Origin of the sequence: Lederbergia citrea (assembly GCF_018343525.1) — a bacterium.
GTDB lineage: Bacteria > Bacillota > Bacilli > Bacillales > Bacillaceae_C > Lederbergia > Lederbergia citrea.
This window is the reverse complement of record NZ_JAGYPH010000002.1, coordinates 637,192-654,167: the sequence shown is the minus strand read 5'-3', so window position 1 is coordinate 654,167 and position 16,976 is coordinate 637,192. Positions and strand designations below refer to the sequence as shown.

Below are 16,976 nucleotides of genomic sequence, written 5' to 3'. Positions count from 1 at the left end.
GGATAATTCTGCTAAATCGCATCATCTTATTTCATCGATTCATAAACAATATTTGCCACTTGTTTTGACAAGCCAAAGGTACTTGGATAGGATCCGCTTGGCAGTGGACCGTTGTTTTGTTTATTTGTTAAGACAATGATTTGAAGGTTGTGCCCCGGATCTATCACAATTTGAGTGCCAGTGAATCCTGTATGACCAAATGCTCGATTGGAATAATAGTTCCCCATGTAGCCACTCTTATTTAACTCCCAGCCAAAGCCTTGCCCAAACCGTTGCGGTGATGTAAAGGATTGAATTACTTCTTCATCATATATATGAACCTTGCCATAACTTCCGCCATTTAACATTGTTTGCCCGAGGACGGCAAGGTCATAGGCTGTTGAGAAAAGGCCCGCATGTCCCGCAATTCCTCCATTCGCATAGAAGCTGTTTCCATCGTTCACCTCGCCGACAAGCGTATAATCCCGCCAGTGTTTAAAGAAGTCAGCGTCTTCTTCCACGTAGTAGCCGAAATTATTATCGTCTATCATTTTATATTCATATGGATTTCCCCATGATGTGGCTGCGATGTGCTGCTGCTTTTTATCTGGTGTAAACATCGTGTCCTTCATTTTAAGCGGTTGATAAATTTCTTCTTTTAAATAGTCGTTCAGCCGTTGTCCTGTAATTTTTTCGATGACAAAACCTAGCATCATAAAGCTAAAGTCGCTGTATCGCCGGTCTTTGCCTGTTTCATACTCAAGAGGAAGGTCGTTAATATATTCCAATACTTGAGCAGAGTTCTCTGCGTAAAGATAAGTAGGCTTCCAAGGTGTTAACCCGGACGTATGGGTAAGCAGGTCCGCAATCGTGATATCCCCTTTTCCTTTTGCACCGAACTCGGGAATAAACGTAACAACTTTGTCGTCGACGGAAAGCTTGCCTTCACTCACGAGTTTCATAATCCCCTGAGTTGTACCCATCACTTTCGATACTGAGGCGAGGTCAAAAATAGTATTCTTGTTCATTTTGCGCGGGTCATCCAAAAGCTTGCCCATATCATATTTTTGTGCGTATCCGTATGCCTTTTCTTTTACAACCTTACCATCCTTTGCCACAAGGACTACCGCTCCTGGGGTAATTCTGTTTTCAATTGCTGCATTTACAGCGTGATCAATTTCTGCTAGTTTAGCAGCATCCATACCAACTGCTTCCGGGTTTCCATTCGTAAGTTTTCCTAGAGGATGACTATTTGCATAGACTGAATCCGTTGGTAAAAAAGCCGGTCCCAATCCAAGAACCGTCAGAAATACAACTGCAAAAAATCTCTTCATCTCTCTCACTCCTCTTAGTGTTTGCATGCTACCACTTCCTCTCAAAGTGGACCAATTCCGGATTCCCGCTTTGGATTCCTTTTACAAGCGCAATATGAGCCCTCGTTACAAATACTTGGGTACGAAACGAAAATATAGCTGAATCTCCGATACTTATTGAAAAATTCACCGGCTTTTCGATCGCACCATAATAATCGATGGCTTCTGGTGCAGGTTCTACAGCATGGGTATATTGATGAAAAATCGATTTCTCATCACTTCCTACAAGGCAGCCGGTGAGATGAGATCGACCATAATACCCACCGCCAATCACATAAAAATGCTCCTCATCTTCATGCGATACTTCCGTCACATAAACGATCGCCGGTCTTTCCGGTAAATCCTCCCGAAATGCATGAAGCGGAGTCGTCCCTGTCAAGGCATGTCCCGGCTCACCATGCGTCACACCTTGCCTTGCTAAAAACGGAATCGTTTCACAGCTTGTCGCACTTGGACCATTTATTTGCTCCACTTTCATTCCTTTTTCCTGCAAAATCACCTTCGCCTTCAGCAAGGTTTTAAAATTAGAAATCGGTTCCATCTTTTGCTTATCCGCGGAAAGCTGAAAATTAGGGAAGGTAGTGGCACCAACGATTTTTACACCTGGAAGCTTAACAAGATCATCTAATTGTTCTTCAAGATCATCAAGCAAAAATCCGCCTTCCTGTCCCGGATAAATCAAGTCATCTTTTCTGTAGACTTTTACGATCACATCCTGTACCATTCCTCTTTTTATCGCCGCATCAGACAACTGCTTTGCACGCTCAACCGAAAAAACAGTCACAACCTCAGGATTCCAAGACAACACTTCATTCCATTGATGTTTCCCAGGTTGAACGAGGTGGCCGACGTTCCCGATCTTCACCCCTGCATCTGCCAGCGTTTTTGCTTCATCAAAATCAACGGCAACAGCTTTGCTAATGCCATCCTCTTTAATGAACTGGGCAATATATGGAAGCCTTCCGAGCTGCTTGCTCATAAAATAAAGCTGAAAATCATTTTCCTTGGCGCAATCAGCTAAAGCCTGCACATTTTCTCCCAGAACATCCAGGTCAATCACATACGTATTGGGCGGTATTTGCCCGCTTTGGTGCAAAGCCATCCCTGATTGAATCAGCTTTGGATTCCTGTTTCGAGTTACGTTCAAAAACATAGATGTCCCCCCTTCATTTACGGGTTGCGTAGATGTCTCATATCATAATTTGCTTTTTTCAGCCAAAGGAATGACCACACGCAGAATATCTATGACCGTCCTCGCTCCTGCTTTCATCGGGTTGATCCTCAAGCCGTAATCTCGTAATCCCGGCTCTGCTTCAAGAAAACTTCCCGAAACTCTGTATATCATGGGAATGATTTCATATTTCGATTCTGCCCCGACTGGATGAGTCGCCGCTCCGTGGCTGTCACTAAGCGCAATGACCCGTTGCGCAACGGGTTTCTCCAGCTCGAGAATGACATTTTTCGATTGTGCGTTCGTCATATAGGCAGCCTTAATACCCTCCACTTCCCCCTCATTTAATCGTCTGCACAGCTCTTCCACCTGTTCATTTTGAATCGCCAGCGATACAGGAGCGAATGTCATCATTCGAAGCAGCTCCATTGCCTCATACCCTTGAACCTGTCCGCCACCGGAATAGTTATACTCGTGGACACGGTCGATTGCTGCTTTCTTTCCGACAATGACACCAATTCCTTCGGGACCTAACAGCTTAAAACCTGAAAAAGTCGAATAATCAGCACCAAGTTCTACTCCGATTCCATTTGTTTTCAAAGCACAGTAATTATCGTCCACCACAATTGGCAGCTCCGGCCGTTCTTCCTTCACAGCTTGAATAACTTCCGCCAATCGATATTGATCTGTCGGTTGCTGGCGGGCATGCTGGATATAAAAGACCCGTGCGTCTTCATGCTCTCTCACCGCTTTACGCACTTCATGAAGATCGTTAAAATTCGCTGCCACTGTTTCAATGCCAAGTATGCGAATCGTCTCCTTCGTCGTCGTATAAACCGGTGCTGCATGAATGACCATTTTATCACCTGCTGATAAAAGCATACTTAAAATATTTCGGATCGCTCCTGTTCCCGCTCCCCTTACAAGTGCACATTCCTCCACGTCAAAGAAATCTGCCAGAACCCTTTCCACCTTATATGTCTGTTCCGGCCGTTTCCATTTAGGTGAAACACCAAGATCGCCCAACGAAAGGAATTGCTTGCCTTCAAAATGCCTACTCATCATATGTACAAGCTTGAATTGCAATTTCTGCGCCTCCGCCATAGACAAAGCAGGCAAGACCGAATCCGCATATTTCAAGGCGGATTTTTCATATTTGGTCATGATTTACGCTCCTTTACTGAGAAAGCTCGAGATGGATTGATCACAAGAAAGTGTTGTAAAACTTCCTCTGAAACACCCGCTGATTTCAGCATCGGAATAAAATCTCGTAAAACGAGCCCGTATCCAGGTCCTCCATGTTTTTTCCAATGAGATTTTCGGGTTAAATCAGCTGATAATAAAATTTGCTTCTCGAATCCCCTGCTGATGAAATCAAGCAAAAACTCCACACGTTCTTCATCTGGCCGATAATTATTTTTTCCGATTGTATCAAATGCGATATACACACCCGTTTCTAAAACAGCCAGTACTGCCGCTTGATCACGCATTAAATCCTGATGGCCAATAATGATTTGCTCAGCAGGCAAGCCGTGTTTCGTTAACAGCTTCACTTGTTCATAGCCGAGCGTTCCAAGTGTCGTATGCGTTGTAACTGGCAAGCCCGTTTCAACACCTGCCAGAGCGGCGCCAATCAACAATTCTCGCTCAATCGGCTTCATTTCATCTTTACTCGTCCCTACTTCTCCAATCACACCTGGGAGAATGCCCGTTTCCTCAATTCCTTCTGTTGCTTCTTTGATAAAATGCTTTGCGAACTCCGCTGCCTTCCAGCCCATCGCATATTCCGGGATATACGGGTCTTTGTAAAAACCGGTACATGCGACAATATGTACACCCGTCTGTTTACTTAATTTTTGAAGCAAAAGCACATTCCTGCCCATCCCATCGTTCGTGACTTCGACCATAGAATTTCCACCTAAATGGCTGAAATCCTCCAGTTCCTCCAACATTCCTTGTTCATCATCTAATATCGTATCCGGATCTTGTTTAATTCTTGATAGATCAATAGAAAGGTGCTCGTGCGCTGAGCAAACTCCAAGTTCTTCAGGTGCTATTTTTCCCAAAACTGTTTGTATCACTTGAATCTACTCTCCTTTTAGCAAATGAATGCCGAGGCAACTTACAAGTCAAGGACAGCGAAAGTCTCCACATTTTCGTAAAAGAATGGCAACGCCGTCCTGACCTGTTTTCTAGCATCCCCCGGCCTTCCTTTATTGCGGAATGTTCATCATACCCACTGCGACAAGAATATTGGCGATGATGCCGACCGCAATGGCGCCGATGGGACCGACCGCGATGCGTACAATTGGCCTTCCAGCGATTTCATTCAACAAATAGAAACCGGCGATAAAGAAAAATCCAAATCCTGGTGCAATCGCATTGGCTGCATTTGCCCCACCAATTAGGAGCGCTACCTCCAACAGCTTCGTCATCGCACTCCGGATATTTTCACCGGAATTCCGGATGCCAGGATATTTATCCAAAAATCTTGCAATTGAGCTTAAAAGCATAACTTCTAAGAAGATAATGACAACACCAGCAATTAAAGCTATCCATACATTTGGTGTGAAAAATCCGACCACGAAAATCAATGTGAATCCAACCGGACTGTACACACCTGTTGCAATCGCCGTACTAGCAATCAACGGAATAAATCCAAGGGCTCGAGCGGCGGCAGCAATTCCAGCGTCAGTTGCCTTTCCTTCAGCTAATAGATTTAGAGAAATCGGGTCTCCTGCCATGATCCATAGATTGGTCGCTGCTGCAATTAATCCCCCGATAATCATAAAGAAGACGACATTTTTTCTAATTTTAGCCACCTTATCACTGAAAATAGCTGCCAAGTCGACGGATGATCCTTCCGATTTTTCTTTCATCGCATACGCGAGAAGGAAGATCATCCCTGTAATAAGGGCCATCCCTTCTTGGTTAAGCGTGACCGTTGTACCGGAAATGGCCAGGATTCCACTTGCATTAAGCCAAACAGCAAGCTGTCGAACAAATGCCGAAACGATAAACGTAATGACCCCTTTTTTCACGCTGAACTGCATGGCAACAGCCAAAGCCGGGAATGCCATAAATGTCACGACAACCGGTGTTCCAACCTGTCCCATGGCGTCAAGGAAGTTGAGCGGCAAGTAATCAAACAGCTTCACAAAGCCTTCAAGGCCAATTAACAGCCCGGCGCCGTAAGCTCCCCCTATGACTGCAGCAAGCGGCGTTCCCCATTTGTTTTTTGGTGTCAGCAAACCGATAATATCTGTCCCTAGCAAAATACTGTGGACGAGTATAATGCTTGCCGAAAGCGTAAACGGGATCCCAAAGCCGATGACAAGACCAAAGCTCATCGCAAACGCAGTAAAGGCCAGATCTCTCCTCGACATCCTTCCTTCGACGTGTTCCGAGACGATTGGGCGCAGTCCATCGTTAAAAACCGCAATATTCATGTTGGCCAGCACGGCTGCCACAGCACCAATCAAAATGATAAGTGTCATTTCCATTGCTTTTCCCCCTTAATTTAAGCGGTTATTTGTTTTTTTAACGCTTCAATGATCATCGGCACTGCTGTATCTTTATGGTCAGCTGTGAAACCGAAAGCAACTTTCCCTTCTTTGACAGCGGTTTCAATTTTCTCTTGCGTTGGTTTTTTTCCGGGCATTGACACGGTTTCGCAGTTCGGTTTGCCAAGTAGAGCAATGGCCATAGCAAGTGCACCTCCGCCACCTGTGTGGCAAGCACCTACATAATAGTCCGCCTGTCCGGTTTTAACGGCCATCGCTGCCTCTATATCTGATTTGACCATGGTCGTGATGCTGCCATCCAGTTCCTTAATTAATCTCTCAATCTCTTTTTTCTCCACTTGCCCGCCAATAACAATTCTCATTTCTCGATTCCCCCTTCGTTCATTTGCAGTACATTTGTATAGTGTATTAATAAATAATCTAATTCTTCCTGTGGCAAAGGCTGATTCCACTTTTCTTGGATAAATTCAATTTCTCTCAGTGCCTGTGAAAAGTAAGGTGATGACTTTACTTCCTCAAGCAAATCAGCAAAGGGTGCTTCCACCATCTCTCCCTTCGTGATCCTCGTTAATGCGGTGGGAAGATGAGTAAATAGCATTTCGGCTTTTTCGATATCATCTATTTTCAGCTCAGCTGCCAAATGTTCGAATGCTATTAACGTGACCTCTGCTGCTCTAGTCGAAATAACAGACGAGTTAGCTAAAATATCCAACCTTTCTTGTAAAATTGTGATATTCATATAAGGCCTCCAGTATACAGTATTTAGTATATTAACCATATAAAGAAACAAGAACCCTGTTTCTCAATAATGAGGGTACTTTTTTTCATCTTCTACAAGCTTTTGAACGACAACAATTTTGTGGAAATCGATCATTTCGAGTTGTTCTTTAATGCCATCGCGGTTGCTTTCTATCACAATGACTGCATTCGTTGCTTTCATCGCCAACCCTTGAGCCTTCTTAGATTTAAAGCCAGCTGACTGAAAAGCTTTCGATGCCCTCGTTTCATCCGCATTCCACACAGCAGCATCAATCATGCCATTTTTCAACATTGAAAATAACTGCATATAATCCACTTCCACTAACTCAACAGCGAGCCCCTCGCATTCCGCTAATGTAATATTCGCTTGGTCTGCTGAGGAATAGTCAATCCCTATCTTCATCCCATTCGTAATTGTATCCCTACTTCTATCCGAAAAGAACACTCGATGTGCCGTTACATAAGTCTCCGGGCCAAACGCGTGACTAATTTCCAGACCATCATATTCACATAGTGCTTCTTCTGCAGCCATCATCGACATGATCGCAAAATCATACCTGCGTGATTTTAACGCTTCCAGTCTTCTTCTCGCACCTCTCATATAAGCCAGTCCCGACTTTTTATTGATTTCATGAAATGCTTCCACAATGCCTGTCGCAAGCCCCTCATATTTCCGGGAATATGGGAGTGGCATCACACCAATGACAGCACCAACCCCGACAATTTCATAGAGAAGATCCATGTCTCGTTTTCTTAAAAACGTCCCTAAATGTCCGCGAGACTCCAATGAAATCGCATGTAGCTCTTCCAAAACCTTCAGCGCACCTTGAACCGTCCCTCTTCCCAAAGACAACTTGTCAGTAAAATCGCTAATCCTGGGAATCCGCTCCCCAACCGATACGTGAAGCAACTCCTTGGCAATAAACTTCGCCGCAAGTCCATTCTTCGAATATAAACTCTCCCAAATTCGGCTCATACATCTACCTCTTTAATGTTAAAATACGGAATATTGTATATTGGTAGTATAGCGCTTACGTAGGTGGGTTGCAAGGGGGATGGGGTTTGAGTGACGGGCCCAAAAACCGTAAAAACCACTTTTGGGGTGCAGTACATTTTTTGTTTCCAACCATATCACACTAAACAATGGCATCAATCAACAATTTAATCGCACAAAACAAAACGGAAGCATCCGCCTCCGTTTTGTTTTACACTTTATTTCGTTAAACTATAGCTAAGCGGGTGACCCCTACTCTCTATCTCTGCCTCTCTCAAAGAATGACTTTTCTACTTTATTATTCTGAGTCTTTACTTCTTTATCCTTCACTTTTCCTTTTCCTTTGCCTTTCTTGATAACTTCGGTGCCTACGGATGCATAAATGCTATTGGCGAGAAGTCGATAGCTGTATTGAGTATGGGCTCTAAAAGCAAGATCATTAGCAAATAGGGTAATCGTTGCGTCTTCTAAGTTTTTAGTAAAAGCAAGCGTTTGACCCTTTGCTCTTTCGTGTCCAGGCCACCAGCCGGCAACATAGAAATCATCAGAATCACTGAAAGATGCCAATACTTCTGCATCATCGGGAACGGAGGTAATCCATGCTCCTGTGGTCGAATAGAGCAGTTCATCCTTCTCGTAGCCGGAAGTCAATACATGGTCATTAACAATCGCTTTAAATAAACCTTCATGACCATTTGCAGTCCTATTAAAATCAAACCCAGGGAGTATTCCGCTATTTTTCACCGCATTCATTGCTGTTACACCAATCCCCACATATGCCTTTCCAGACAGAGTATTGGCATTAATGGCTCCACCATAGCTGACAATGACATCGGCATCCTCCGGATTAACTAAGTTAAATCCAAGCTCCTCTAGCGTAAAATTCAATTGAGAGGAACCAGTTGCTACAACATTTGGCTGCCTCAATTGTTCTGTTTTCACTTGATTGGAAGTGCCTAAAGGTTTGGCTTCAAAATAATAGTTTTTACCGTATAGCTGAAGATCCTTTGTGCTGACAATAAAGTCTCCTTTCGTTACACCGGCCTTTGTTTCCGTTGCTTTTTCGACCACAGCGTTATTTTTCAGCAGGTGGTTCACTAGTTTAATCGTGTCATTATTGGAATTGGCCAACACCTGCTTAGGCGGGTTTCCTACAACATTACCTGTTGGAGTGGCTACGTTGGCAACCTTTGTCGTGTTATCAGCAAATGCCCCCGGGATACGAATTTCCTGTACATTAAAGCCTCTTAGTTCAGGGAAATTGACCACAATTGGATCGTACATGGCAGCCCAGTCCGACACATTTTCGCCTTTATAAAGCATCGCATTTGCCAACCCGCGCTTGGCCTGCTTCATTGGAACAACAAATGTTCCTTTCGGATACATCGTCCCGTTTACTTTCATATTTTTCGTTGTTTGCTCGACCTTCACACCATTGCGGAGTAAATAGTCTACCATTTTATAAGCTTCTAGCTTATTCTTTTGTTCCTTCTCATCGGTCTGAATCACATAGTAGTCAGGGAAGAAGTTATCATGTTCTCCTCTAATCCGGCCAATCGAATCGCCTGCAGCATTCGTATAATATTCGTCTACTGCGCGATTATCCTCTCCGTTCACGCCACGCGCAAAGATCTCAAGCTGGTTTTTATATAATTCATCTTTATTATCGATCACAAACTTGGTAGCACCCAGCCCAACTCCTACCATTGCATGAAATGAATCTAGACTTAAGGTAGGCACTTCAACGGTATGCCCTAACGAACCATGAAGCATCGCATACATTGGAGTATAAGCCGGAGTCATATCATCCCAGCCATCACTCCATTCTTCAGCCGGAATAAAATAAGAGGTTAAGCTTGAATTGCCAATCCCAGCTTGTCCCATCGCGTGAGCCTGATTGATCATCGTGTTATAAAGCAAATCATACTCATAGTTAGGGTTATGCGGCGGTGTTGTTGGCTCAATTAAAAATCCGTTCACATACCCATGCATATCAATGAAAGACAGCGGAGTCCATTTGGCAATTTCTTGCGTTACCTGCTGTGTTTCAACTTGTGTCTGATAATGGTTATCCCGGTTTAAATCAAAGCCATTGGCATTCGCCCTTGTATTTGCGGCCCTTCCATCAGGATTGTTTGTAAACATATAAAGGAAAATGACATCATCGAGAACCTCTTCAACTTTTAACTCTTCGGTTCTTTCTTTGTCTCCTTTCCCCGTTTTAAATGTTACCTCATCCTCGAGAGCAAACTTCCTTAATAATTCAATCGAAGTATCAATACCCTCTACTTCATCAGGATGGATATTGTTCAACCAAACCGGCACCTGATAGTCTCCCTTGGTTCCAGAATCTAATTTCTTGATTAAACTTTCAGGGTTCTCTAACGCAGTCGGCAGTGTTTCATTTAAATACTTATCGACGGCCTTTTTACTTTTTGCAAGGATAACGAAGTGAAGATCACGTCCCTCTACTGTCTTACCCAAACTTTGATACTCGAGATAGCGTTCATTTGCTGGATCGGCCTTTGCTTGGGCAAAGATTTGGTCAATCGCTGGCTTAAGTTGATCGTAAAATAAGAATTCATCATATACATTAAGCTTAACTGTCGTCGCAGCCTTCATCTTACTTGCAGGATTAATTAGTCCTAATTCATAATCACCGATAAATTGTTGATATTGTGTTCGAATCGTTCTGTTTGATAGATTACTAGTGTTAAAAAGAAGCCCGAATTCCAAAGTGGCTTTAATCGTAGTGGTCCCATCAACAAAATGTGGTTCTTCTTTTACTGTAATAAAAGGAGCACCGTTATAATTGGTACCGCTTGTCCATTTCTTCCATTCGGAAATACTCTTTCCGCCAAATGTCCATTGTAATTGAGTTACATCTACATCCTCTCCGAAATCAGCTTCTACCTCTACTGTGCGAACCTCAGTTAGTGAAAACAGAGATCTGCTTGCCTCTAGTTCTACCATTTTGTAGTCTTCCGCTGCTTCAATGGCAGAAACAGGGAAGGCCGTCTGGGCAATTAGGGATAGCATTATCATAAATGCCAGCCAGCCCGCAATACGTTTCTTCATAAAATCATCCTTCCTATTTTAATAGACACTCACAGATAAAAATAGCAGAATATTCATATAACCATTGTCGAATTTTGTCACACCGGATATCGCTCGGCAATTTGTGCACTTTGTTTAACGCAAAATAGCACCATTTCTCTTACGAATGATTTGAACTCTTTTTAGATGATAATACTCTTCTTTACATGGCAATTCCCTTTCCTCTAGAGGCCTATCACTTTTTTGTATTGATAAAATTCACCTCGAAAACTACCTATGTAAAAAGAATGATCTTTTCGACAAGATTTCCATAGATTTCAAACAGTTTGAATAAAAAAACATTTACTATGAACTACCTTTATGTTAATTGCTGGGGTAATTTTGATCGCATACTCTACTAAAGTATTATAGTAACTTTTAGGGTGTCGAAATATTCAAATTGCAGGATATATATTTCAGAATATAATGAAGTTAAATATGTGAAGGAGGCCAATCAATGACTATTAAAAAAAGTATTTTTGCAGGTGCCCTGAGTTTAGCTCTATGCGCATCTACTCTATTTGCGGGCGGTGCAGACGTAGGACATGCCCAATCAGTAGAAAAGAAGTACATAGTCGTTTTTAAACAAGAAGATAAACTGCCAGCAGGTTATGAAGATTTACTAAAAAAAGCTGGAGGCCAGGTTGAAAGTAAGTTAGAAAAACTAGGAGCGATCGAGGTTTCCTCAAGCAATCCTAATTTCCTGAAGGAAGTTAAAAAATCTTCGATTGTCTCTGAAGCTGGCGAAGAAAACAAGCTATACCCGGAAACGCCGGCCGTAGAAGCAACATTCTCCTATAATGATGCGGCAGCTGTACAAGCAGATTTATATGAGCAGCAATGGGATATTAAACAGGTAACAAATAATGGGGAGTCGTGGACCCTTCCTGGCGGTACGGGAAAACCTGTATCAGGTGACGATATTGTGATTGGAATTATTGATACAGGAATCGACTATAACCATCCGGATTTAAAGGAAAATTACGCATATGGAAAATCATTTGTTCCTAATTATCCGGATCCTAGGGATGATAATGGTCATGGCACACATGTAGCCGGTTCAATCGCGGCAAAAGGAAGAACAATGGGAGTTGGCCCGGACCTAAAAGTGGCTTCGTATCGTGTATTCGGTCCTTCTGGAAGTGCAAGTACTGCTCACATTGCTGAAGCGTTAATGACTGCTGCGGATGATAATGTAGATGTGGTGAATATGTCTTTAGGCGGCTATGACTGGCTTCAGGACCCTGACTATGCTACGAAGGACATAGTTGCTGATGTACGTATGTTTAATCGAGCGATTCAATATGCGATCCAAAAAGGAGTAACGGTTGTTGGATCTGCGGGGAATAACGCAGTTGATATAAGCAGCCCGGGGAAACTTTCCGGTAATGACAAGGGTGCTACGCACAGAAGCCCAAGCAATCAGAATATGATTAGGGTTTCTGCCGGTGGACAACTGAAAAACCTTGCTTACTATTCCAATTATGGGGTAGGGAAAATCGACGTAATGGCTCCAGGCGGCGATTTAGGACCGAATTATAATCCTGTAACAGGAGTTGGAAGAGATAATTCATACCTATGCTTGGCTACGGTGCCTGGAGGATATGGTTTTAAAGCCGGCACTTCAATGGCCGCTCCAAAAGTCGCAGCACTCGCGGGCGTGATCATCGCACAACATGGTAAAGATCAACTGAAACCTTCACAGGTAAAGCATATTATTTTAAAATCGTCTGACGATGTATTCAAGCCGGGATATGATGAAAAGTCCGGACACGGATTAATTAATGCAGTGAACGCATTAAAATAATGGTAGAACAAAGCTATCGGGATTCCGGTAGCTTTGTTTTTGTGGTGATTCGATAACAAACTACTAGACGCTCAATATTCCTATAATTCCTGCCTGATTCAAAGAAACCCTATTAAAGTTTTTTTCCAACCTGTTTTTGCCACTTAACTTTCTTAGAAGTAAGATTCGCGTCCTCCATTATTGCTTCTATAACTAAACCTTATTTACAATACCCGTACGCTGTTCTAGGTCCACCACAACTGATCATTAATAGGGTGCTGTCCTTTATTGTTAGATTCCAAAATAACGAACTAGCACCCTGTTTGCATATTTTTACTTCAATTAAAATTTCAGTTGTTCTCTCGCTTAAAATTTACACTCACGTATGCTTACAACATATTTTCCAAATTTGCTTTACATCCGTTGTCCTTTCAATAGAGACCTAATCTCACATCCAAAAAAACTAGATCATTTGTTTTGTGACCACAACCACCCTACTCCCCACTATCCACACTATAATGCTTCCTAGCTGGATCCCTAACAATCATAAAATTCTTCATTTGCGAGTAAGGATTTCGCTGCTTACCATTTGTTCTATTTTCCATTATATATTGAAGTTTACGAGCCCTATTCACCTTATTATCGAATCTGCTATAATTACTATCAATTGTAATATCGGTGCCATCACGAAATATCACCTTCAGACCCTTGTTACTAAGAGAATAATAGTCTTCGATATGATCGATTGAAAACCAAACGCAGTCATCATGCGTGATAGATTTACTCGGAAACCAGTAAATCCCTAGCTTCCCGCAAATCATGACTGGTGGCATACTGATGTTACCTAAAGCATTTCTTGCTCCTTTTATCGCTCCTTGAAGACCATTCCCATAGTATTCAATACTTCTTTCAATAACCGAAAGCGGGCTCATCTTTACCTTAACAATTTTATTTCCTTCAAGAACTAGCGCACATAAGGCACCAGCCTCGTCATATTCGTTTAAGATTGCACTTGTATTCACATTGATTACATACTCATCTACAACGTTCATTCTCGTTCCTCCTTTTTTCTTAGTTCTTACCATATCGGCTAAAAAGGAGTATACTTGTATACGTTGGTATACTCCAACAGAAAAACCCTTGGATTCCGTCGGGCAAGACTGAATAATCCAAGGGTTTTCATGTGTTTATAACGATCACACATCTCACCTCCCTTCCTGTTTCAACCATTCCGTCATTCTATCTATATTCTTTTTGTTACTATCTAAATAAAAGTATTTATAAGCTCCTCTCTTTGAACCTTCAAAATTCATCCAGATGGGATTGGTTCGACTCCAATCAACCGAATTCAAACCTCTCATCCTCGAGATGATTAATGACTTTCTTTCCTGAAACGATAATTCCTCTACGTCTGTAAGCGTATACATAACTGTCGCCAGTAAAAGCGGAAAGCTAGCCAACATCGATTCTTCATAATCACCAATGGTGTCGGCTGGATATAACTCAAACAACTCGTTCAACCAAATATGTATAAGCTCCAAGTATTCATCAAGCTGCAATGATAATTCCATATTTTTATCTTCATGACCGTTCATTATTTTTCCGGTTAGGAATATGCTTATGATCTGTCTTAACTGCGACAATGAAATGAATTTCTTATTAGCAGGTCGAATGACTGCCCTCTTCTCCGTCTCTACTCCCGCCACTCGCAACATCGTATTATTGTGTAAAACCATGTTTGTTATTTTGTTAATTTCATTCCTTGAATCAAAAGCGATTCTCTTCGATAGGGCTACTTTTTTTCCTTTCGTATTAAAATCAACGTACATTTGGTTCGCTTCTTTTTCAGATAATCCTTCAAAAATCTGGATAGCAATTTCCGTGTCTTTCATCATTTTCATAAGCCGAGTCGCATTTTTCACTTCTTGATGATTGTCGCTTTTTATCCCTTTAAAAATCAGCTCGTATAGCTGGATAAATGCTCTTATCCTCTGCGTTCCATCGATGATAAATAACTTACCGTCTTTTTTATAAGCAACAATCGGAGGAAAATAAATACGTTCCTCATGTGCATTATCTATTATATAACGCCTTATTTGTCTAACCTGGAGTTTATTTGTCTCTCTTAGTTCCACTCTTCCTTCCATATACATTTTTTCTAATTCTTCGATTGTATAGGATGTGATCGATTGCTGCTTTTTAAAAATTAAATCAGTAATCATGTTGATTGATCCCTTTCACTTTCTATTTTCAGGACAAATGCAAATGCTGTTTTTTGAATGGCGGTCGCTGATGAGTGATTCCTAATTTTACCGGTTTCGCGGTTATACATATGTGCAAATAAGGGGTCATCATGTTGCCAACTACAGCTTCTTCTTAAAGATAATAGCATCCGAATGGCTTCTTTATAGGAGACTGAGTATTGTCTAATCAGTATAAATACAGTATAGGCGAGGGCGATTTGGATACCTGTTAGTCCCGGAACATATTTGTTTCGATCCGACATTTTCTTCGGAAATAGCTTTTTCCACGATAGAAAGAATGATGCCGATATGTCTGGTACTTCATCATACTTACATCCTCTAAAGTACGGGTCACCCGTTTTGACCGTTAATATGCCCTCAAATAAGGCAATCAGACATCTTCTCATGATGGTCAATGAAGTAATGGCCGTGTTTTGATTTGTAAGCCTTGACCGTTGATGATCAATCTCCATTTCTTCGATTAGTTGATCCGCAACTTGACGTGTAAGCTCCGTATATTGATCGCGCTGGTCGTATTGCATGACAAGCCCAATATGAGCCTCTCTTCTTTCGGTATTTATATCAGTAAAAAGCTGCCTCTCCTCATGCTGTTCCAAGTCTAAATAAATTTGCATTGTAACAGGGTAAGAATTGAGAATATCTATATAATTTTGAGTCTTTTCCGCTTCCTCGTATTGCCCCATTTCTTCCTTTCCTTCTTTTATCGATTTTAGATAACTAAGCGCACTGGAAATAGCTGCACTTCTGTGCTGGCCATCGAGTATGTAAATCTTAGAGCTGGGCTCAAACTCAAAACCACCATCTACCACTTTTATGCCGTTTCTAGCTGAGAAGATAAATGGCGAAAAATAAAAGCTTTCTTCATTTTTAAGAGAATCGATAATAAATTGTCTAATTTCCATGCGTCGATTTGGGTCGATTTTTCTTTGTACCTCTTGATCCACTTCAAATAAAGCCTCTAGCAATGAAAAATTCATTTGCGTTGCTAAAACCTTTTTTCCAAACTGTTTGTATTCAGTACCATTGATTTTGGTCACCATACCAACACCACTCATGACTTATGACCACCTCCCTTTGACCCAATTATACCTAAATTATTTTATTTGTCTAACTATTTTGAAATTGTTTTTTCAATTATGATTATCTTTTATATTCGTTATTCCCTTTTGTTCTTAAACCTTGACCTATTCTACTAAACTGCTATAATAAAATATTTTGTTAAAATATAAAATCCTAGCTGGTCTCTCATAATAAAACTGTCTTAAAATCTTAAAAATACCAAAATCAAGTCACAGGAAGTTTGATGCAAGGATCTTTACGTTCCTTCTCATCGGCACATACCTTATTACTTTGTAAAATTCCTATCATTACAACAGGTTGTCGCTGTTAAATTCGATATTCTTACTCGAATTTCCCCGATAAGAATCTGTTACTTTGTTTCCACTCTTTCATCGTTCATTAAATGCAATGACCGCAAGGTAGATACACCATATTTCCCAGTAAAGTTTTTTTGAATTTGATTGATTCTTTTATCGTTATTCATTAGTATCCTCAGAAGATAAACTTCTCAGCTATGTTTTTGTGTACGCAAAAAAGGACGCGATTTTAAATAAAATCAACGTCCAGTTATCTATTTTTAAAAATTCTTATGTGGAGTTTCTCTTTGAGTGATAAGATTACCTGAGTTTAGCATTATATTGTTCTTCCTTCTTTTGCCTTTCTAAAAATTAGCATTAAGGTCATCCACATAGAAGCCTTTTGTAGATGGCTATTTTACGCGTTTACACATTGTGTTAACATGTTCCTTAAAAATCGCTCGAAGCCAATTAGCTTTGAGCGATTTTTCCGCGATTGCGCGATGGGGGTCAGACACCGAAGACAGGAGTACAAGTCACAAGGTATTTGGAATCAGAGACCACACTTCTAAGTTACCTTAAACAAGGTTTCTTTTAAATTTTACACCACTACAAATTGTGACAAATCCCCCATTCAAAATCTAGTATAATAGTCATGAATTAATAACGAGATAG

The 16,976-nt window shown here is 41.4% G+C and carries 13 protein-coding genes; 1 reads left to right on the top strand and 12 read right to left on the bottom strand.

Features of this window, described 5'->3' with window-relative positions; translation table 11 throughout:
- Positions 1-26: 26 nt before the first annotated feature.
- The 9 genes from KHA88_RS12175 to KHA88_RS12135 all read right to left on the bottom strand — a co-directional run bounded on the left by KHA88_RS12175 (position 27) and on the right by KHA88_RS12135 (position 10,878).
- On the bottom strand, positions 27-1,313 hold the full coding sequence (locus tag KHA88_RS12175) for a serine hydrolase (RefSeq protein ID WP_213122068.1): 1,287 nt from the start codon (positions 1,311-1,313) through the stop codon (positions 27-29).
- Between the two features lie 28 nt (positions 1,314-1,341).
- The gene (locus KHA88_RS12170; protein WP_213122067.1) at positions 1,342-2,505 is read right to left on the bottom strand and encodes a YhfX family PLP-dependent enzyme; all 1,164 of its coding nucleotides are present in this window, start codon (positions 2,503-2,505) and stop codon (positions 1,342-1,344) included.
- A 42-nt stretch (positions 2,506-2,547) separates the two neighbouring features.
- Positions 2,548-3,687: an aminotransferase class V-fold PLP-dependent enzyme gene (locus KHA88_RS12165; RefSeq protein ID WP_213122066.1), complete on the bottom strand. Its 1,140-nt coding sequence runs from the start codon at positions 3,685-3,687 to the stop codon at positions 2,548-2,550.
- Positions 3,684-4,604, bottom strand: a complete 921-nt coding sequence (locus KHA88_RS12160) for a phosphotriesterase family protein (protein ID WP_213122065.1) — start codon at positions 4,602-4,604, stop codon at positions 3,684-3,686. The genes KHA88_RS12165 and KHA88_RS12160 overlap by 4 nt, the downstream gene beginning before the upstream one ends.
- Positions 4,605-4,736: 132 nt before the next feature.
- Positions 4,737-6,026 (bottom strand): YhfT family protein, encoded by a 1,290-nt coding sequence (locus tag KHA88_RS12155; protein ID WP_213107825.1) that lies wholly within the window; start codon positions 6,024-6,026, stop codon positions 4,737-4,739.
- A gap of 17 nt (positions 6,027-6,043) precedes the next feature.
- Positions 6,044-6,409, bottom strand: a complete 366-nt coding sequence (locus tag KHA88_RS12150) for a DUF2620 domain-containing protein (RefSeq protein ID WP_213122064.1) — start codon at positions 6,407-6,409, stop codon at positions 6,044-6,046.
- Complete coding sequence (locus tag KHA88_RS12145) at positions 6,406-6,786, bottom strand: PRD domain-containing protein (RefSeq protein WP_213122063.1); 381 nt, start codon at positions 6,784-6,786, stop codon at positions 6,406-6,408. Before KHA88_RS12145 ends, KHA88_RS12150 begins: the two co-directional genes overlap by 4 nt.
- Before the next feature lie 63 nt (positions 6,787-6,849).
- On the bottom strand, positions 6,850-7,782 hold the full coding sequence (yhfZ, locus tag KHA88_RS12140) for a GntR family transcriptional regulator YhfZ (RefSeq protein ID WP_213122062.1): 933 nt from the start codon (positions 7,780-7,782) through the stop codon (positions 6,850-6,852).
- Between the two features lie 270 nt (positions 7,783-8,052).
- Positions 8,053-10,878 (bottom strand): M14 family metallopeptidase, encoded by a 2,826-nt coding sequence (locus KHA88_RS12135; protein WP_213122061.1) that lies wholly within the window; start codon positions 10,876-10,878, stop codon positions 8,053-8,055.
- Positions 10,879-11,353: 475 nt separating this feature from the next.
- On the opposite strand from KHA88_RS12135, the gene KHA88_RS12130 reads away from it, so the two are divergent.
- Entirely contained in the window at positions 11,354-12,703 is a 1,350-nt protein-coding gene (locus KHA88_RS12130; RefSeq protein WP_213122060.1) for a S8 family serine peptidase, read from the top strand.
- A 473-nt stretch (positions 12,704-13,176) separates the two neighbouring features.
- On the opposite strand, the gene KHA88_RS12125 is transcribed toward KHA88_RS12130, so the two are convergent.
- From KHA88_RS12125 to KHA88_RS12115, 3 genes are all read right to left on the bottom strand, one after another.
- Positions 13,177-13,734 (bottom strand): competence protein ComK, encoded by a 558-nt coding sequence (locus KHA88_RS12125; RefSeq protein WP_213122059.1) that lies wholly within the window; start codon positions 13,732-13,734, stop codon positions 13,177-13,179.
- A gap of 153 nt (positions 13,735-13,887) precedes the next feature.
- Positions 13,888-14,904, bottom strand: a complete 1,017-nt coding sequence (locus KHA88_RS12120; RefSeq protein WP_213122058.1) for a DNA sulfur modification protein DndB — start codon at positions 14,902-14,904, stop codon at positions 13,888-13,890.
- Entirely contained in the window at positions 14,901-16,001 is a 1,101-nt protein-coding gene (locus tag KHA88_RS12115; protein WP_213122057.1) for a DNA sulfur modification protein DndB, read from the bottom strand. Before KHA88_RS12115 ends, KHA88_RS12120 begins: the two co-directional genes overlap by 4 nt.
- Between the last annotated feature and the right edge of the window lie 975 nt (positions 16,002-16,976).